Below are 18574 nucleotides of genomic sequence, written 5' to 3' on the forward strand. Positions count from 1 at the left end.
AAACCCACCTCAAAACCAGAACTCCCTTGAGAGCCGTGACAGACCATCACGTCGATAGGAGGCATGTGGACGGGCGGCAACGCCTGAAGCTGAGCCTTACTAATCGCTCGAAAGGCTTGATCCTTCATGAACGTCGCGTGCAGCGGCAAACCGCTCATGCGCTCGGAAAATGCATCCTCACATTCTCGACTTTACGCACGACCCATACGAAAAGGGCGCCCGCGACGATGCGGGCGCCCTTTTCGTTTTGAGCGAATTTCCGATTGCGAAACCGTTTATCCGCCGAGATCCTTGAAGCCCATGTCGCTGTCGGCGGCGGTGACGAACCAGTTCTTCGGGTCGCCGATCAGCGGGGTCAGTTCCGGACGGTCGGCCGCGGGGCGGGCCATCATCCTGGTCGGCTGGCGCAGACCGTTCTTCAGGCACAGGAAACCCATCATCGACAGGGGGCGGGCCGCCTGGGCGTTCAGCGTCCGGCAGACCAGGGCGGCCAGCCGGTCCCGCCGGGCTCGCTCGACCAGCAGGGCGAAGGCGGGCATCAGCCAGCCCGGACGGGCCAGATAATCGCACACCACCCCGACGCTCTCGCCGCGCCAGCGGTCCACCCGCAGGACCACATAGGCCATCACCGTGTCGCGGCGCATGACGAGGAAGCGGCGGTGCCGCACCGCGTTGGGGATCTTGTCGAAGCGCCACTGGAGATAGGCGTGGTCGCGCCGGGCGGCGCACAGATGCTGCGGGGCCGCGGCCTCCCACAGTCCGTCCATCCGCTCGTCGAAGCGGTCGACCTCGACCAGCCGGGCGCCGAAGGTCCGGGCCGCCGCGTGGCCGACCAGCGAGGCGGCGTTCATCGCCGGCTTGCCCAACCGCGCGACAAGGCGGGCCAGCCCGCCGCCATAGGGGCTGACGCGCAGGCAGCGCGGCGGATCGATCACGCGCAGATAGGTCGGGATGTTCCCGAGATCGAGCCAGCCCGCCCGCTTGTAGGATTTGTAGGCGGCGTCGGTCATCGACAGGGAGACGCTCACCTCGCTAGCGGCGGCGTGAGTCTCCGACAGGCCCGGCCCGACGCCGCGCAGCCGCCATTCCGGGGCGACCATCAGGTCGATCGCCCAGGAGGCGCGGCGCACCCGCTGCCCCACCTTCAACGCGAAGGGAATGCCCGCCTGCTGGCCGACGATCCCCCCGTTCCGCTTGCAGACCCAGAGCTGCATCCCCTCCGGATCGGGGGTCGGCGGCTCCTCGAACAGCCAATTGAAATGGGTGTCGTCCAGCAGCGGGGAGTCCGCGCCGAAGTGGTCGCGCTGGAAGGACTCCAGCGCGACGCGATCCTCGGACATGAACCGTTCCACACCCCGCTGAAGCCAGGGCATTGCGGTCATGCGTCGCTCCCATCCACCTCGACCGGCTGCACCAGCGCGGCGTTGCGCAGGATGCGGCCCGACGTGCGGCGCTTCAGGACGATGTCCTTGTAGACGCGGCGGACCTGCTCGACCGACAGGTTGAGGGCGCGAGCCGCCTCGTCCTCCGGCACGCCGCGGCCGTAGGCGCAGAGCGCCAGGTCCAGCTTGTCGTAGGGGATGGCGTAGTAGAACTCCTCCTGCGACTGCGGCAGGGTGTAGGTGTCGGTGCTCGGCGACTGGCTCTGGATGTCGTCGGGCAGGCCGAGATAGGCGGCCATCTGGTAGACCTGGGTCTTGAACAGGTGGGCGATCGGCTTCAGGTCGGCCAGACCGTCGCCGCCGCGCACGAAGAAGCCCAGCTCATACTCCAGCCGGTTCGGCGTGCCGAGCACCGAGTAGTTCAGCCGGTCGGCGTGGGTGTATTCCATCGTCTTGCGGACGCGCTGCTTCAGGTTGGTGGCGGCGACCACCGACAGATAGACGTCCACCGGCATGCGGCTGGTCTGGCGGTCGCCCTCCGGCGATTCCACCGTCATGGTGAAGTAGTTGACGCGGTCGGCGTCGAGCAGGCCGGCGGCCAGGCCGATCTTCTGCTTCCAGCCCGGCCCGTATTCCGGGAAGAGGCGGCGGATGGCGCTGTCGCGGCGGTCGTAGCAGCCGAGCGCGGTGAGCGGCGCGGTAAGGTTCTCCATGATCGGCTCGATGCCCAGGCTCTCGCAGAGCAGGCGGCCGCGGCGGGTGCTGTCCGGCGAGGATTCCTTCTCCGGCATCAGGATGGCCAGGACGCGCTCCGGCCCGAGCGCGCGGACGGCCAACGCCGCGCAGACCGAACTGTCGATGCCGCCGGACACGCCGAGCACGATGCCCTGGCGCTTCAGGTCGTGGGCGACGGTGCGCTGGATGAACTGTTCGATCTCCCGGGCAGCCGCCGCGCAGTCGAGCGAGAGGGCGTTGGCGTCGAAGGGATGCAGGGCGTTCAGCATGGTGTCGGTTTTCCCGGTTGGCGTTGTTGCATCGACTGTGAGAAGGGGACTGTGGAAAGGACTGTGCTTTGGGGACCGCGCCGGTCCGCCGGATCAGGCGGCGGCGGCGCTGTCCAAATGCTCTTCGAGAATGTGGATGGGCGCGGCGTCCAAGCGGGCGCGGAGCGTCGAGGCCCGGCCCGGCAGCTCGTCCAGCACGTTCCGGGCGAGCATCTGGAGGGTGAGAACGCCGACCAGGGCCATCTCCTCGCGCTCGCCGGCCATGCGGCCGTCGGTGCGGTGGGCCTTGGCGGCCAGCGCGGCGACGCCGGCGGCGTCGACCAGCCCATAGCGGTTCAGCGACTCCTCCGACAGCAGGTCCCGGACATAGGCCGGGGCCTGGGCGCCGAAGAGGGCGGTGGTCATCGGGGCGCGGTAGGGGCGCTTCGGGCGATGGAAGATCTCCGCCGGCAGCAGGCGCGAGGCGACGCGGCGCAGCGCCAGCTTGTCGCGCAGCCCCAGCATCTTGACCCGGTCGGGCAAGGCGGCGCAGAGATCGTCGACCTCCGGATCGAGGAAGGGGTAGCGGACCTCGATGCTGTTGGCCATCGCCACCCGGTCGCCCTGGCTGGTCAGCAGGTAGGGCGACATGAAGGCGGCGATCTCCGTCCACTGGGTGCGGGCGAGCGGGCTCCAGCGCGACCAGCCGGCGGGCAGGTGGGCGGCGACGACCTCGTCGAAGGCCTGCGCGTTGGCGGCGGAGCGCACGTCCGGGGCCAGCAGGCGCTGGGTCCAGGCGGTGTTCTGCCAGCGGATGCGGTGGGCGTAGAAGGGATCGTCGGTCTCCGTCATGCCGCGCTTCCAGAAGGCCTGCCAGAGCGGGCTGTCCTTCTGGCCGCCGGTGGCGGCGTAGGGATGGATGCGGCTGAGCAGCTTCGGGCGCGCCGCGGACTGCGGCTGCCGCGCCCAGAAGCGTCGGACCTTGTCCTCCTTGAAGATGTCGTAGCCGGCCAGCCACTCGTCGGCGCCCTCGCCGGACAGCACGACGCGGATGCCGCTGTCGCGGACGAGGCGGGAAAGCAGGAAGAGAGGTGCCGGGGCGGTGCGGACCAGCGGCGATTCGCCGTGCCAGATCACGTCGGGCAGGGCGGCCTGGATGTCCTCCGCCGTGCAGAGGATGTCGTGATGCTCCGTCCCGACATGGCCGGCGACCAGCCGCTGCTGCGGCGTCTCGTCGAAGGCGTTGTCGGCGAAGCGCACGCCGAAGCTGTGCATCTGCGTGGTGTCGAGCTTGCGCGCCAGCGCCGCGATCACTGAACTGTCCAACCCGCCGCTGATGTAGACGCCGACCGGCACGTCGGCGCGCAGCCGCAGGCGGATGGCGTCGAGCAGCTTCTCCTCCAGCCGGTCCGCCGCCTCATCCAGCGTGATGCCGGACAGAGCGGGATCGCCGGCCATGTCCGGCTCCCAATAGCGGGCCTCGTGCAGGCGCAGGTCGGCGTCGATGCGGATGGCGGTGGCCGGCGGCACGCTCTGCACCCCGGCGAAGACGCTGCCCTGGGGGGCGACGCTCCAGTGGGTGAAGACCTGGGCGAGGCGGGCGGCGTCGAAGCGCGGCTCGATCCGCCCGCCGCCGAACAGGGCCTTGGCCTCCGACGCGAAGGCGAGATGGTCGCCGCTGCGGGCGTAGAACAGCGGCAGGATGCCCAGCCGGTCGCGGACCAGCCACAGCTCACGCTTCACCGCGTCCCACAGGCCGATGGCGAACTGGCCGTTCAGCTTGGCCCAGGCGGCGGGGCCGTACTCCTCGAAGGCGTGGACGATCACCTCGGTGTCGGTGCGGGTGTAGAAGCGGTGCCCGCGCGCCTCCAGGTCACGCCGCAGCTCGACGTGGTTGAAGATCTCGCCGTTGAAGGTGATCCACAGCGTCCGTTCCTCGTTGTGGATCGGCTGGAAGCCGCCGGCCAAGCCGACGATGCTGAGGCGCGCATGGGCGAGCCCGATCCGCCCGTCGCGGTAGAAGCCGTAGCCGTCCGGGCCGCGGTGCCCGATCATGGCGATCATGCGCTTCAGTTCGTCGAGTCCGGCGGGCTCGGCACGCGGCCCGGCGAGAACTCCGGCGACACCACACATCGCACGCTCTCCTGTGTGTTGAAGGCCAGCGGAAAAGGATCAGGCGGAAAAGTAGGTCAGGCGGTTTCGGCGAGCGTCGCGCGCCTGATCTTGCCGGACTCGGTCTTCGGCAACTCGTCGCGGATCTCGATGAATTTGGGCACCAGATGGCTTTCCAGGCGGCCCCGGCAGTGCTGGCGGATCGCCATCTCGGTCAGGGTGGCGCCGGGGCGGACGACCAGATAGGCTTTCACCGCCATGCCGTCGGCGGGGTCCGGCACGCCGAGCACGGCGGCCTCGACCACAGCCTCCAGCTCGTAGAGGGCGTTCTCGACCTCCTTGGGGCTGACCTTCTCGCCGCGGCACTTGAAGACGTCGTCCTTGCGGCTGACGAAGTAGAGGCAGCCGTCGGCGTCCATGGTGAAGAGGTCGCCGGTGTAGAGCAGCGTCTCGCCCTGCGGCCCGCTGCGCAGGCGCTTGGCGGTTTCCTCCGGGCGGTTCCAATAGCCGCGCATCACGTTGGCGCCGCGGACCACCAGCTCGCCAACCTCGCCGGGGGCGGCGCGGTTGCCCAGCTCGTCCACCACATAGGCTTCGCAGTTGGGAATGGCCCGGCCCACCGAGGCGGTCTTGGTGCCGAGGTCCCGCGGGTCGAGGTAGCAGATGCGGGTGCAGCATTCCGTCATGCCGTACATCGAGAAGAAGGCGGCATCCGGGAAGCGCTCGCGCAGGCGGTCGATGTGGGCGGTCGCCAGGGGGGCCGCCGCGTTGGTCAGGTAGCGCAGCGAGGACAGGTCGGCGGTCTTCAGCGCCTCCATCCCGAGAAGGGTGGAGAAGAAGGTCGGTACGCCGGGCAGGCCGGTGATGCGGTGCTTCACCATGCGCGCCAGCGTTTCCGCCGGGAAGGCGAAGGAGCGTTCCAGGACCACCGTGAAGCCGACCCGCGCCCCGGTCAGGATCTGCGACAGGCCGTACCCGAAGGTCAGCGGCAGCACGCACATCACGACGTCGTCGGGCGTGTTCTCCAGATAGGTGGAGATCGACCAGGTGGTGTTCACCAGCGCGGCGTGGCTGAGCATCACGCCTTTGGGTCGCCCGGTGGTTCCCGAGGTGTAGAGGATGGCCGCCAGATCCTGGTCGATCAGGCCGCGGTTCTGCGGTTTGGTGCTTCCGGACTGGGTGTCCGGATGGGCGGCCACGATGTCGGTGAAGGAGAGCCCGCCGGCCCCGGCCGGCACGGCGGGCCCGACCCACAGCGTGGTGGCGAGGTGGGATGCCTCACCAGCCGCCGGCACAACCTGCCGGGCGAGCGCGGCGGGCGCGATGAGCGCCCGCACGCCGGCGTCGGTCAGGATGTAGGCCAGCTTGTCCGCCTTGGTGGACGGGTTGACGGGGACATAGACGGCCCCGGCCTTCAGCGCGCCGAACAGGCCCGCGACGTACTCGATCGAGTTCTCCAGCATGACCGCCACACGGTCGCCGCGCACCACCCCGGCGGACTGGAGCGCGCAGGCGACGGCGTCGCTCTGGCGGTCCAGCTCGGCGAAGGTGACGGCGTTCTCCCCCGCGATCAGCGCGGTGTGGTGAGGCCGCCTTGCGGCGGTTTCGCTGAGGAACTGATGAAGCAGGTGCGCCATGACGCTGTTCCCTTGCCTGGCTTCGGTGACTGTCCCGATGATCCGTTCCGTCCTGGCGGAAGGATCAGGCCGCGTCCTTCAGGGCCCGCTTGCGCTCGACATAGGCGGCGATGCGGCTGACCGATTCGAGGTTGTCGGCCACCATGTCGTCGTCCTCGACGATGATGCCGAAGTGCTCTTCCAGGAAGGCCACGACGTGCATGATGCCGGTGGAGTCGATGATGCCGGTCTCCAGCAGGGATTCGGCGTTGTCGAAGCCGGAGTCGCTGCCCAGCAGGAAGTTTTCCACGATGAAGGCGCGGATCTCCTGGGTGGCGGGTGCGCTCAGGGTCGTCGTGTCGGTGGTGATGGCGGTCCGCATGTCGCTGGCAACTCCTGTGGGTTTGGTCGTCGATCCTTGGCCGGCAGATCGGGAGGGAGAGGTCGGCTCCATAGGAGGATTAATCCAAAGGGGCCGGTCCGTTCCTTTCGGTGCTACCGCCTCGTTGCATGGCATTGGGAAAGGGATTTCCCGTTCCTTGCTGAGAGGTTCTGGCAACGCCGCCGATTACGTCATTCTTTATTGCATCCGATTGCGGTGTTTTCGAGAGTGCAAAGGACGATCGGGCGGTGAAGACAGTGGCTAACCACTCAGGGTCATTGCAATTGAGCAGGGAATACCCTCTCGTACTCTTGGGGAGCCCTCTCTGACTTGCGGCGTAGGCAGGCCTATCGCTCTCGTCATGGTTGTTGAGGGGCGGCGCCCTAATTCCCTCTCCCGTCCCGGGAGAGGGTGGCGCCGAAGGCGCCGGGTGAGGGTGAAAACAAGGATCAAGCACTTGGCCGTTGCCGTACCCTCACCCTTCCCACGCTGCGCGCGGGCCCCTTCCCTCTCCCGGGGCGGGAGAGGGAAAATTAAAAAATCACGCCGCCGGCAGCGGATCGCCGTGCGTCGGGGCCGGGGCCGGCGTGACGCCACCGCCCTTGCGCTTGCGCAGCCAGGCCGGAATGCCGGTCACCTGCACCGACAGCCAGTCCACCGAGGCGTCGTCGGAAATCGGCACCGCGTGCAGGCGCAGCGGGTCGGCCTTGGGGCCGTTCCAACCCGGATCGATGGTGCGCGCGGTGCGGTAGCCGGCCTGCCGGATGATCGCCACCTCGCGGTCGCTGAAATCGCCGTTGGGGAATGCGAAATGGCGGCAGGGCAGGCCGGTCGCCTCCTCCAGCTCGGTCTTGCACAGCGCGATCTCGTCGGCGCAGCGCTGGTCGTCGCATTGCAGGAGGATCGGGTGGGTGCGGGTGTGGGCGCCGTGATCGGCGACGGCGGCCAGATGCCGGACCTCGTCCCAGGTCAGCGACTGGCGGTCGGCGCCGTCCAGGTCGGGATCGTCGCCGGCCTCGGCGAGCCGGCGGCGTCGTTCCGGATCGGGGAGGCGTTTCAGCGTCTCGGCGCCGATTCGTCCGGCGGCGGCGGTCTTCCACCAATAGGGGCGGGCGGTGCCGACCACGCGGCTGCACAGATAGATGGTCGGGCGAACCCCGAACTCCTTGAACAGGGGTTCCAGGCGGGCGTTGTTGCGGTGGCCGTCGTCGAAGGTGACGACAAGCGGATAGGGCGGCAGGTCACCCCACCGCCCGCTCTCCAGCGCGTCGGCCACCGCGTCCAGCGTGGTGAAGCTGTAGCGTTCGGCGTACCAGGCGAGGTGCGCGCGCATCACCTCCGGGTCCGGGTCGTGATACACGACGATGGTCACGTTCCGGCGCGCGAACAGATTTCGGAACAGGGCACCGACTCCCGTCCAGCGCACGATTCCGGCCGCGATGGCTTGCTTCATGGGGATTGGACCTCTGCTGTGTGTCCGGTCCTTTGTTCACGGCTGGCGAGGCGGTTGCGGACCGGTTGAAAGGCAGGACGGGCCCGGTTCGGAACCGGGCCCGGATCGGCGGGATCGTCAGCCGGAGCGCGCCCGGCGCGGCCCGATGGATGCCGTGGGTGCCGGCTCGGACATCCAGCCGCGGGCGTTGCGTCGGTAGATCTCCACGATGCGCTCCCGGTAGACGGCGATGTCGAACTGGCGTTCGAAGCGGCGGCGGGCACCCTGGCCCAGCCGTCGGCGCAGCTCCGCGTCGTCGATCACGCGGGCCAGCGCCTCGGCCAGGGCTGTCCGTTCGCCCGGTGGCACCAGCAGGCCGGTCTCCTCGTCGGCGATGGCGTCGCCCACGCTGCCGACCGGGGTGGCGACGATGGTCAGGCCGTTGGCCATGGCCTCCAGCACCGACATCGGCAGCCCCTCGAACATGGAGGGCTGGACCAGCACATGGGCCTGCGTCAGCTCCTTGCGGCAGCCGGTCTGGTCGAGCCAGCCGGTGAAGCGCACGCGCTCCTCAAGACCCAGGGATTTGGCCTGCGCGCGGTAGGTTTCCAGATCGCCGTCGCCGGCGATGGTCAGCTGCCAGGAGCGGCTGCGGCAGGCGTCGGATGCCAGGGCGTCCAGCAGGACGTCGATGCCCTTCAGCTTGATCAGGCGGCCGAGGAACAGCAGGCGCACCGGCCCGTCCTCCACGCGCTCCGGGATCGCCTCCGGCCCCGGCACGGCGTTGTGCAGCAGGGTCGCGCGGCGCACGGCCGGGAAGGTGGTGACCACCCAGTTGCGCCAGTATTCGCCCAGCACCACAACCTCGCTGGTCATCTCCATCATGTGGCGGATGGCCCAGCGGGACAGCGGCTTCGCGTCCTCGTAATGCTTCGGGAAACGGCCGCCGTGCAGGTGCAGGACGACCGGCACCCGGAACAGCGAGGCCATGGCGACGATCAGCCCCTTGCGCAGCACGCTGCCGTATTCCGCCATGTGGATGTGCACGAGCTGGGCCTTGCCGGTCGCGAAGCAGCCGAGCAGGCGCAGCATCGCAGCGGCGAAGTAGAAGGGCATCAGATGAAATTTCGCGTCCGGCCCATAGCTGTCGATCACCTCGAACTTCACGTCGGGGCGGTTCTCCCGTAAGTCCGTCGTGAAGTTGTCGACGATTCGCCCCATGCCGCCCTTTTCGAGCGTGCCGCCGGGTGAAACGATGTAGATCATATCCGCTCCTGACTGTCGCGCTCCCCTCGCGAAGCTTCAGGGAGGAAGGAATTAAAGGACCCCGCGGAAAAATGGGTTCTTACTGTCGGCCCGCGCGGGTCAGCGATGGCTTGGCCGCCGCGGCGTCGGGCAGGGCCCCCAGCGAGGGGCGCCGAACGGCGTCGGGGCGGTTCAGCTCCGCATAGATGTCCTGAAGGCTGCGGCCATAGGACTCGATGACGAACTTCTCCAGGAACAGCCGGCGCCCCTCCGCCGACAGGCGCGCGTAGAGCGCCGGCCGGGCGACAAGGTCGCGGACCGCATGGGCCAGCGCCTCCGGGTCGTTGACCGGGACGATGCGCGCCGTCTCCCCGTCGGTCAGCACCTCCGGGATCGAGCCGACCGGGGTGGTGACCACCGGCATGCCGGTGGACAGCGCCTCCAGGATCACCATGGGCAACCCCTCGTGGGTCGAGGGCAGAAGCAGCATGTCGTGGTCGCGCAGATGGGCGTGCGCCTGCTCGCGGGAGATCCAGCCCTCGAACCGGCATTCGCCGTCCACGCCCAGCTCCGCCGCCATGCGGCGGTAGCCCTCGACGTCGCCGCCGCCCCCGATGGTCACGCGGAAGCGGAAGCCCCGGTCCTTCATCAACCGGCAGGAGCGCAGCAGCGTGCCGATGCCCTTGCGCTCCGACAGGTTGGCGAGCACCAGGAGCGACACGATCGCCCCCTCCGGCGGCGCGGTGCGGACCGGCAGGTCGGCGCCGATGTCCGGCACCGCGTTGTAGAGGACGCGCACCTTGTGCGGGTCCGTTCCGACCGACTGCACCAGGAAGTTCCGCCAACCCTCGCCCAGCACCAGCGCGATGCCGCAGCGGTCGAACAGCCAGCGGCTGATCGCGCGGGACACCGGTCCCTTGTCGAAATACTCCATGAAGGACGCGCCGTGCAGATGCACGACCGTGGGGCAGGAAAACAGCCCGGCGAAGAGCTGGACCACCGCCTTGCGCCAGACGCTGGCGTTCTCCGACACGTTGATGTGCACGACCGTCGGGCGGTGCCGCAGCATCATGGCGCCCAGCCGCGCCAGCGTGCCGGCCAGATAGACCGGCGACAGCAGGGCGCTGCCGGTGCCGCGGGTGTCGAGCACCACGGCTTCCGGGCCGGAGGGGCTGTTCCGGAAGGCGTCGACGATGTAGCCCGTCATCCGCCCGATCCCCCCGCCGCCGTCGAGCGCGCCGGGGGTGGCGAAGACAATGCAGGCGCGGGACGCCTTCTTTCGCCGGAAACCCATGTCCATCAAACCCATTCTGCCCTCACGCCGCGCCGGGAGCCGAGAAGATGGCCTGACGCAGCCGGCGCCGCAGCCCGACCGGCATCAGCGAATGCATCAGGAAGGTGGTCAGCGCCATCGGGGTCGGCGCGCCGTCGCGCAGCGCCGATTTCAGGATGCGCTTGCGCACCGCCGGGGTCCGCGCCGCCTGCTCCCCGCCGGTGGCCTGGAGCAGAAGGCTGGCGTAGGCGCGGGGCGACAGCCTGGGCCGCACCGACTCCGCCCAGTTCAGGGCCATGTCGATGTTGTGGCAGGTCGACAGGGTGATGCGGTCCGATTCCGTGTAGTGGATCGCCAGCACCTCCGGCACGGTGACCAGGGCGCAGCCTTCGATCTGCCCGCAGGAGATCAGCCACTCCCAGTCGTCGAAGGCCGATTTCGGGATCGGCTGGCGCTGCAGCAGCGCCTTCGGGGCCAGCAGGGTGGTGGTGGGGGCGAAGGTCTCGCCCTTGAACAGCCCGTGGCGGACGAACAGATAGTCGCCGATGCGGTCCCGCGGGGTGCACAGGCGCCGCGGCCATTCGAAGTCGCCGCGGGCCGTCACCACCTTGCAGCGGCAGCTCATGATCGGGTAGCGCACGCCGGGAGGGCGGGCGGCCATCTGCAGGGCGATCTTGCCCGGCATCCATTCGTCGTCGTCGTCGAGGAAGGCGATCCAGGCGCCCTTCGCGCGTTCCACGCCCAGATTGCGGGCGCCGGCGGCGCCGCGGTTCTGTTCCAGAGCGATCACGGTCAGCCGCGGATCGCCGAACGCTCTCAGGCGCTCCTCGGTGGCGGGGTCGGGCCCGTCGATGACGACGACCACCTCGAGCGGGGCGTAGGTCTGTCCCAGGGCGCTTTCCACCGCCCGCGCGACCATGTCCGGCCGGTTGCGGGTGGGGATGACGACGGTGACCATCTCTTGCGGGGCCATCTCTTGCGGGCCCGTCTCTTGCGGCGGCGTCATGACACTACCTTCTGTCGCGACGGAGAATTCAGGGGGCGGAACATGCGGTGGCTCCTTTCCGTCAGCCGGGCCGGACCGGACCGCTCCAGCCGGTGGCCGGCGGGCCGCCGTAGGAGGTTCCGTAGGGGGAGGAACTGGCGTAGGCGGCGTAGGTGGCCTGCTGCTGGCCCTCCATCCGGGCCTGCATTTTCGCCCAGCGGCGGCGCTGCACGAGGCGGGTCACCGCGATCACCAGCACGATCCAGTTCAGGGAATGGCGTTCCAGGAACACGCTCTCCGACACCGAGATCAGCAGCAGCGCGCAGCCGACGGTGAAGATCCAGGCGGGCTCGGCGCGGTTGCCGCTGTAGCGGATGGCGGCGAAGCCCTGGATCAGCAGGCGGCCCATCAGCATCGCCGTCAGGATCACACCGGGCAGGCCGAGGTCGAGCCACGCCTCCATCCATCCGTTGTGGGCGGAGTTGATGCCCCAGCCCTGGGTGAAGGTGCTGCCCGGACCGTAGGCCCCGTACCAGTAGGCGCCGTAGCCCCAGCCGAGCAGGAAGCGGTCCTGGATCGACATCAGCGTGTGTTCCCACAGCACCGTGCGCCCGGTCAGCGTCGGATCGCGGCCCAGCATGTAGAGGATGTCGTGCCAGAACGTGGTGCCGCTGGTGATGCCCACCACCGCGACCAGCAGGACGAAGGCCATGGCCGGCGCGAAGCTGCGGATGCCGCCGCGCACGAAGCCGCTGACCAGCAGCAGGCCGGCGACCAGGATCGAGGTCACCAGGCCGGTGCCCGACCGGCTCATCACGATCAGCAGCAGTGCCATCAGCAGCAGCGGGCGGACCACCCAGCGCTTGCCCTCGCGCGTCCAGTCCAGCCAGAGCAGGCAGAGCACCAGCCAGACCATCATGCGGCCCGTGACGTTCTTCTGCCAGAAGACGCCCTTCCAGGCGCCGACATGCTGCTCGTGGTCGAGCCCGACCGCCGGCATGGCGAAGACCGAGACGTAGGACAGCACCATCAGGATCGACAGGCCCGTCGCCAGCATCCGGACGATCTCCGGAAAGGTGTAGCGCAGGGCGAGATAGACGGCGAAGGCGGTGGTGAACAGGAAGGCCACCGCGCGGCGCAGCGTCACGTCCGGGTAGATCGACCACAGGGCCGACAGGAAGGCCAGCGCCACGATCAGCGACACCGCAGGGCTTCCCGTCGGGATGCGGAAGGCCAGGCTGGGCCGCAGCGCGATCAGGCCCAGGATCATGACGTAGACGGCCATGAAGTAGATCACCGCGCCCGGCGCGTCCGGATCGGTCGTACCGCCGCCGGTCAGCAGCGCCGGGAGCACCGACCCGCCGAACGAGACGATGCAGAAGACGGTGATGCTCTTTTCCAGAACTTCGAGGACTTTCATGGGGCCGCTGTTCCGGTGAAAAGGGCTGCTATGGCAGTGAACGCCTATGACGGGCGCACCGCATCGTTTTCTGAAGATGCCAACCCGATGCCCGGACCTGTAGCCGGGCGGAGGCATTAGGCCTAAGGAGGCCGCCCCCGTCGGGGCTACCTCCGGTTGGGCCATCCACCCCGATCTTGCGGGTCCCGCAGGGCATATGCAGCCCAGGTCCAGATGGAACCCCAGAAAAGGGAAAGCCCCTCTCCCGGGTGGGAAGAGGGGCCTGGATGGAGCGCTGCAGGGTCATGACCCTTCGCCCTTGAGGACGATCACCGCCGTCTTGCACAGGATGTAGAAGTCGAACAGCAGGCCGCAGTTGCGGACGTAGAAGACGTCCATGGCGACGCGTTCCTGGAAGGTGGTGCGGTGGCGTCCCGACACCTGCCAGTAGCCGGTCAGGCCCGGACGGACGGAGCCGATGACGTCCGCGGAGGCGCCGACCTCCGGCAGTTCCTTGGGCATGTAGGCGCGCGGGCCGATCAGGCTCATGTCGCCCATCAGGATGTTGACCAGCTGCGGCAGCTCGTCGAGCGAGGTCTTGCGCAGGAAGCGGCCGATCGGAGTGATGCGCGGGTCGTAGGTCAGCTTGTGGTAGGTCATGTACTCTTCGCGCATCTTCGGATCGTTCTCCAGAAGGCGCTGGAGATGCTCCTCCGCGTTGATGTGCATCGAGCGGAACTTCAGCACGTCGAAGGTCTTGTCGCCGCCGGCCCAGCGCTTCTGGCGGAACATGACCGGGCCGGGGCTGTCCAGACGGATCGCCGCGGCGATGCCCAGCATCAGCGGCGCCACCGCCACCAGCAGGATGCCCGACAGCAGGATGTCGAGCGCGCGGCGGATGCGCAGGTAGCTGGTCGGCGGACGCACCGAGACGCGCAGGGCCAGCGAGCCGTGCAGGTTGTGGTAGGTGGCGTCCACCGCGCTGACGTTGCCCTCGCCCAGCAGGCAGTAGACCTGCTTGAAGGGCAGCCGCTCGACCAGGGTCGTCAGCTCGTTCTTGTGGCGTCCGATGTCGGCCACGATGGCGGCCTGGGCCTGCTGGGCGTAGGCCGGGGACTTGGCGAGCAGGTCGGTCGAACCGACCACCGGCAGGTTGGCGACGCGGGTCTGCCAGAGCGTGTCGTCGTCGTCGAAGAAGCACACCGGACGCATCCCCAGCCAGGGCAGGCGCTGCAGCTTCTCCGCAATGGCGGCACCCTGCGGGCCGGCGCCGACGATCACCACCGGGGTGCGCCAGTTCAGCGCGCTGGCCATCAGACCGTGCACCAGCAGCAGGTCGGCGGCGTAGGTGATCGCGAAGCCGATCAGGGCGACCGACAGCGCCTCGACGAAGAAGGAGCGGAAGCCGTCCATCACGATGAAGGGCACGGCCAGGACGGCGACCGACAGCAGGGCCGCCTGGAAGGTGCGGCGGGTGCGCTCCAGATAGTCGAAGCGGCCCAGCGAATAAATTCCGAAAACCGATTTCACCAGCGGCACCAGCATCAGGCCGGTGACCAGGGCGCGCTGCGACAGGTCCCCTTCCGGGGTCAGGGTGTCGCTTCCGAACAGCTGGATGAGCGTCCAGCCGAGCAGGGCGAGCATGAAGCCGTCGGACAGCGCCAACAGCAGCCCGGGTCCCACCGTCGGCATGGCCGTCTTCTTCACCGGGGCCAGATTGATGACCGCTTCTGGGTCGAGTTTGCTCATCGCAGGTCCCATTTATGTGTGAAACGGAATGTCATCCGTCTCGCGCCTGACCTAACGCGCCGCAGCGAAAGACGGTTTCTCATCAGCTTTTTCTTTGAGTCTTTCTGTGTTCAGAAAGACACACAAATATCAGCGCGTGCTCCGCCTCTGTGCAGACAGATCAGAAGGTTGCGCTGTTCTCCACGAATTAGGATAAAGGCTGCCGTCAATCAACAAATCACAAGAGGCCTCCTCCGCCAGCGGCGATACCCCTTACATCCAGAGTGGATTCCCCTGGGTGAGTTTGAAGAGATTAAGGAAAGTGGATAACTTCGTCCGGATCATCCGGATCGGTGGCGGCGCTGCCACCGCCGTTCCCCGGCTACTCCTTTCCTTCCCGCAAATTGGGGGTATACGGGGGATGTTCCGCGTCCCCTATGGTGGGGTGCGGCGCCGGGCGGCGGCGGCATGTCCCGAGTTGGTCTGCCTGTCCCGCCGAGGCGGCGGCGCGGACGTATCCCATAAGAAGCCGGCCGGCGATTCCGGATGAGGCGGTGTCTCCAACGCCCCGTTGATCGTCGTGGAGTGCCCTCGCAGGCTGGGTCGGTTGTGTGCCTGACTGGTGGATCGAATTGCCCCCACCCTAAACCCTCCCCCGCTGGCGCAGGGGAGGGGACTGCCGCCGCTCCGCGATCATCTCCCTCCCCTGCGCAGCGGGGGAGGGTCGGGGTGGGGGCACAGGTTGCCATCGGGATACGTCCGAAGAGGGCGGCGACGGCACCAACGCGAAATTGAAACGTCCCGGTCCGGTTCCAATCATCGGAATTGCGTTCGCGGGTGCGGCAGAGCCGCCCCACCGGAGTTCTAGGCGGAGTTCCTGATGGCGTCCGAAGCAGCGACGATCTTGAAACACGGTTGGCTGTTCATGCTGGCCAACGTGGTGAACCGGGCTGCCGGGCTTCTGCTCCTGCCGCTCTACACCCGGCTTCTCAGCCCTTCCGAATTCGGCGTCTACGCGCTGGTGGTGGTGGTCGCCGACCTGCTGGCGGTCATGCTGATGATCGGCATGAACAACGCCTTCACCGCCGTCTATTTCGAACACGCGGAGGAGGGCGACCGGCAGCGCGTCGCCAGCACCTGCCTGCTGGCGGTGGTCGGCACCTCGGTGGCGATGGTCGGGTTGGCCTGGCCGCTGGGCATGGCGGGAAGCTGGGCGATGTTCGGCGACACCGGCCACGCGGCGGTGATGGCGATCGCGCTCGCCGGCGTCGCCCTGACCACCCTGTTCGAGCTGGCGCTGGCCTATTACCGGGCGCGCAAGCGGTCCGGCCTGTGCCTGCTGGTGTCGCTGGCCAAGGTGGTGGCCCTGCTGGCCTTCAACCTGCTGTTCCTATGGGCGCTCGGCCTCGGGGTGGAGGGCATCTTCCTGGCGAACGGCGCGTCCTTCCTGGCGCTCGGCCTCCTGCTGGTGGTGGCGATCCTGAAGGACACCGGCGTCTCCTTCTCCCTGCCGATCCTGAAGCGGGTGGCGGCGCTGGGGCTGCCCTACGCGCCGCAGTCGCTGCTGGACATCGCCAACAACTTCGTCTCGCGCTGGCTGCTGAACATCCTCCTGTCCACGGCGGCGGTCGGTCTGTTCGCCTTCGGGATGCGGCTGTCGCAGATCCTCTTCATGTTCCTCACCGCCTCCTTCCTGCAGATCTGGTCGGTCAGCCGGCTGGAGGCCCAGCATGGCGCGGCGGACCACGGCCAGGCGGATTTCGTCTTCCACCTGTTCGTCGTCCTGCTGACCGGGGCCGGGCTGGGGCTGGCGCTGACCGCGCCGGAAATCCTCTGGCTGATCGCGTCGGCCGACTACACGCCGGTGCTGACCAGCATGCCCTTCCTGGTGCTGGCCTATGTGCTGCACGGGGTGCGGATGAATCCGGAGGTGGCGATCCTGAAGGCCAAGCGCGTCGGCGTGCTGCCCTGGATCTCCGCGGCCAGCCTCGCCGTGGGCTCGGCGCTGGCGCTGGCGCTGGTCTGGCAGTGGGGCCTGCTCGGCGCCGCGCTGGCCAACCTCGGGCGCGAGGTCTTCCAGATCGCCCTGACCGAGACGGTGCGCCGCCGCATCTGCCGCGACGAGGTGGCGCTGAACGCCGTGCGGATCGGCTGGATCCTGGTGCCGGCGGCCTTCGCCTACGCGGCCGGCTGGTACCTGTTCGGCACCGAGGTCGATCCGGCCTTCACCGCCGAGAAGGTGCTGCTGGTGCTTATGTTCCTGGCGGCGGCGGTGTTCGGGCCGGGCATGGGGTCGGCGGGCCGGGCGATGCTGGGCAAGCTTCTGCTCGGCCGCGTCCGCCGCCTGCAATCGGCGTCCTGAAGACGCGTGTTGGGAAAAGGGAAAGGGCCGGCGGATCGCTCCGCCGGCCCTTTCTCATGATCCGCTTTCGCGGTCGTTACGCGGCCTGATGCTCGAGCATCAGGTTCACGGCGTCCACCGTCATCATGTGCGAGAAGTCGACCGAGGACAGGTCGAGCGTGGACTGCACGCCCACCGACTGCACCGTCGCCGTCTCCTGGGCCAGGCTGTGGGCCAGCAGGTCCGCCGACAGGGCCTGGGCGGTGCCCGGCGGGTTGATGGTGCCGATGCCGGTCCCGTCGGCGATGGTCGCCTGCGTCGGGTTGGAGAGCTTCAGGTTGAAGGTCTCGACGCCCTCCGTCACGTCGTCGCTCAGCACCTTGACGGCGACCGTCTTGGTGGTCTCGCCGGCGGCGAAGGTCAGCTTGCCGCTGGTCGCCAGATAGTCCGAACCGGCCTTGGCCGTGCCGTCCGCCGTGGCGTAGTCCACCGTCACCGTCTGGCTGTAGGCCTGGGACAGCTTCACCGTGAACACGGCGTCGGTGGTGACCGGGCTGGCGGCGGTGCTGCTGTACAGGCCGGACTTGATGGCGTTGTACTTGTTGTAGTCCACCTTCCAGCTGTCGTTCATGATGCCGCCGGTGTCGCCCGAGCCGGGGCTCCAGGCCCAGTAGGTCCAGCTCGCCCCCTGGTCGCCCGCGGCGAGGTCGATCTTGCCGTCGCCGTTCCAGTCGCCGTTCATGTACTGGATCAGCTTGGGCATCCACGCCTTGTCGATGGCGGTTTCCATGCGGCTGCCGAACTCGCCGACCAGGATCGGGGTCTCGTCGTTCTGGATGAAGTGGCCCCACATCTGGTCCCACTTCGCCGGCATGTTGTTCGGGAAGTTGTTGGCCTTGAACCAGTCCATCATGTAGAGCGACGGGCCGTAGTCGTGGACCGAGTAGACCAGCTTGCCCGGCTCGTTGAACTTGACCTCGTAGTTCTTCTCGCCGAGCAGGTTGCCGCCCCACCAGTACCACTGGTTCTGATAGGTCTCGACGCCCTCGACGATCAGCAGCCAATCCTTGTTGACCGACTGGATGGCGTTGCCGATGCGCTCCGCGGCGCGGGCCCAGTCGTTCGGGCCGCCGTCGCCCCAGGTGGCCGGGTTGTGCGGCTCGTTGTGCAGGTCGGCGCCGATGACGGCGTCGTTGCCCTTGTAACGGGTCGCCAGCATCTTCCAGTTTTCGATCATCTTCGATTCCGGGTACTGGCTGGTGTACCAGAGCCCGTTCTCGTTGGCCGACGCGCCATCGCCGGAGCGGTGATGGTCGAGGATGATCTTCATGCCGATCTTGTCGGCGTAATCGATGATCTTGTCGAAGACTTCCAGCGAGGTCTTGCCGCGCAGGTCGGGGTTCTTCGAATAGTCGATGCCGGTCGGCATGCGGCCGTTGTCGAGCATCGCGTCGGAGTAGGGCAGGCGGATGGTGTTGAAGCCCAGATCCTTCATCTGGTTCATGTGGCTCTGGTAGCTGTCCATCCACAGCCCCTGCGGTGCGAAGGCGTAGCCCTCGGACCCGAACCAGTTCACGCCGGTCAGCTTCACGGCCTTGCCGCTGCTGTCCATGATCTGGCCGCCCTCGGTGTGCAGGAAGCCCGGCGCGATGCCGGCGGTCTTGCCGGTCGGCTCGGTCACCGACACGTCGCTGAC

Annotated in this window: 13 protein-coding genes and 1 rRNA gene; 2 read left to right on the forward strand and 12 right to left on the reverse strand. The window is 68.1% G+C overall.

Annotation, left to right across the window (positions count from 1 at the left end):
• Positions 1-124 (forward strand): 23S ribosomal RNA (locus tag GBZ26_RS15320); the annotation flags it as partial.
• Between the two features lie 151 nt (positions 125-275).
• On the opposite strand, the gene GBZ26_RS15325 is transcribed toward GBZ26_RS15320, so the two are convergent.
• The 11 genes from GBZ26_RS15325 to GBZ26_RS15375 form a co-directional block, all read right to left on the reverse strand.
• Positions 276-1340 (reverse strand): GNAT family N-acetyltransferase, encoded by a 1065-nt coding sequence (locus GBZ26_RS15325; protein ID WP_246653850.1) that lies wholly within the window; start codon positions 1338-1340, stop codon positions 276-278.
• Between the two features lie 38 nt (positions 1341-1378).
• Positions 1379-2386: an NAD(+) synthase gene (nadE, locus tag GBZ26_RS15330; protein WP_174439577.1), complete on the reverse strand. Its 1008-nt coding sequence runs from the start codon at positions 2384-2386 to the stop codon at positions 1379-1381.
• 93 nt (positions 2387-2479) lie between these two features.
• Positions 2480-4498, reverse strand: a complete 2019-nt coding sequence (asnB, locus tag GBZ26_RS15335) for an asparagine synthase (glutamine-hydrolyzing) (RefSeq protein WP_174439578.1) — start codon at positions 4496-4498, stop codon at positions 2480-2482.
• A 56-nt stretch (positions 4499-4554) separates the two neighbouring features.
• Positions 4555-6114 (reverse strand): class I adenylate-forming enzyme family protein, encoded by a 1560-nt coding sequence (locus GBZ26_RS15340; RefSeq protein WP_174439579.1) that lies wholly within the window; start codon positions 6112-6114, stop codon positions 4555-4557.
• A 64-nt stretch (positions 6115-6178) separates the two neighbouring features.
• Positions 6179-6475 carry an acyl carrier protein gene (locus GBZ26_RS15345; RefSeq protein ID WP_145628296.1) on the reverse strand — a complete coding sequence of 99 codons (297 nt, stop codon included), beginning with the start codon at positions 6473-6475 and terminating at the stop codon, positions 6179-6181.
• Between the two features lie 541 nt (positions 6476-7016).
• Positions 7017-7928 (reverse strand): polysaccharide deacetylase family protein, encoded by a 912-nt coding sequence (locus GBZ26_RS15350; RefSeq protein ID WP_174439580.1) that lies wholly within the window; start codon positions 7926-7928, stop codon positions 7017-7019.
• A gap of 117 nt (positions 7929-8045) precedes the next feature.
• Positions 8046-9173, reverse strand: coding sequence for a glycosyltransferase family 4 protein (locus GBZ26_RS15355; RefSeq protein WP_174439581.1), 1128 nt, complete (start codon positions 9171-9173; stop codon positions 8046-8048).
• 79 nt (positions 9174-9252) lie between these two features.
• Positions 9253-10452: a glycosyltransferase family 4 protein gene (locus GBZ26_RS15360; protein ID WP_246653851.1), complete on the reverse strand. Its 1200-nt coding sequence runs from the start codon at positions 10450-10452 to the stop codon at positions 9253-9255.
• Between the two features lie 16 nt (positions 10453-10468).
• A complete protein-coding gene (locus tag GBZ26_RS15365; protein ID WP_246653852.1) occupies positions 10469-11431 on the reverse strand; it encodes a glycosyltransferase family 2 protein in 963 nt (320 codons plus the stop codon).
• A gap of 61 nt (positions 11432-11492) precedes the next feature.
• Positions 11493-12830 carry an O-antigen ligase family protein gene (locus GBZ26_RS15370; protein WP_174439583.1) on the reverse strand — a complete coding sequence of 446 codons (1338 nt, stop codon included), beginning with the start codon at positions 12828-12830 and terminating at the stop codon, positions 11493-11495.
• 282 nt (positions 12831-13112) lie between these two features.
• Positions 13113-14558 (reverse strand): exopolysaccharide biosynthesis polyprenyl glycosylphosphotransferase, encoded by a 1446-nt coding sequence (locus GBZ26_RS15375; RefSeq protein ID WP_174439584.1) that lies wholly within the window; start codon positions 14556-14558, stop codon positions 13113-13115.
• 859 nt (positions 14559-15417) lie between these two features.
• Between GBZ26_RS15375 and GBZ26_RS15380 the strand changes: the two genes are divergently transcribed.
• Positions 15418-16899, forward strand: coding sequence for a lipopolysaccharide biosynthesis protein (locus GBZ26_RS15380; protein WP_174439585.1), 1482 nt, complete (start codon positions 15418-15420; stop codon positions 16897-16899).
• A 76-nt stretch (positions 16900-16975) separates the two neighbouring features.
• On the opposite strand, the gene GBZ26_RS15385 is transcribed toward GBZ26_RS15380, so the two are convergent.
• Positions 16976-18574: cellulase family glycosylhydrolase (locus tag GBZ26_RS15385; protein ID WP_174439586.1), on the reverse strand; the 1599-nt coding region annotated here is incomplete at its 5' end.

This window comes from Azospirillum formosense (assembly GCF_013340925.1).
Taxonomy (GTDB): domain Bacteria; phylum Pseudomonadota; class Alphaproteobacteria; order Azospirillales; family Azospirillaceae; genus Azospirillum; species Azospirillum formosense.

Bases quoted from the DNA above. Each gene is read 5' to 3' on its own strand.
- GBZ26_RS15325 (WP_246653850.1), bottom strand. From the start codon at position 1,340: ATGTCCGAGGATCGCGTCGCGCTGGAGTCCTTCCAGCGCGACCACTTC.
- nadE (WP_174439577.1), bottom strand. From the start codon at position 2,386: ATGCTGAACGCCCTGCATCCCTTCGACGCCAACGCCCTCTCGCTCGAC.
- asnB (WP_174439578.1), bottom strand. From the start codon at position 4,498: ATGTGTGGTGTCGCCGGAGTTCTCGCCGGGCCGCGTGCCGAGCCCGCC.
- GBZ26_RS15340 (WP_174439579.1), bottom strand. From the start codon at position 6,114: ATGGCGCACCTGCTTCATCAGTTCCTCAGCGAAACCGCCGCAAGGCGG.
- GBZ26_RS15345 (WP_145628296.1), bottom strand. From the start codon at position 6,475: ATGCGGACCGCCATCACCACCGACACGACGACCCTGAGCGCACCCGCC.
- GBZ26_RS15350 (WP_174439580.1), bottom strand. From the start codon at position 7,928: ATGAAGCAAGCCATCGCGGCCGGAATCGTGCGCTGGACGGGAGTCGGT.
- GBZ26_RS15355 (WP_174439581.1), bottom strand. From the start codon at position 9,173: ATGATCTACATCGTTTCACCCGGCGGCACGCTCGAAAAGGGCGGCATG.
- GBZ26_RS15360 (WP_246653851.1), bottom strand. From the start codon at position 10,452: ATGGACATGGGTTTCCGGCGAAAGAAGGCGTCCCGCGCCTGCATTGTC.
- GBZ26_RS15365 (WP_246653852.1), bottom strand. From the start codon at position 11,431: ATGACGCCGCCGCAAGAGACGGGCCCGCAAGAGATGGCCCCGCAAGAG.
- GBZ26_RS15370 (WP_174439583.1), bottom strand. From the start codon at position 12,830: ATGAAAGTCCTCGAAGTTCTGGAAAAGAGCATCACCGTCTTCTGCATC.
- GBZ26_RS15375 (WP_174439584.1), bottom strand. From the start codon at position 14,558: ATGAGCAAACTCGACCCAGAAGCGGTCATCAATCTGGCCCCGGTGAAG.
- GBZ26_RS15380 (WP_174439585.1), top strand. From the start codon at position 15,418: ATGGCGTCCGAAGCAGCGACGATCTTGAAACACGGTTGGCTGTTCATG.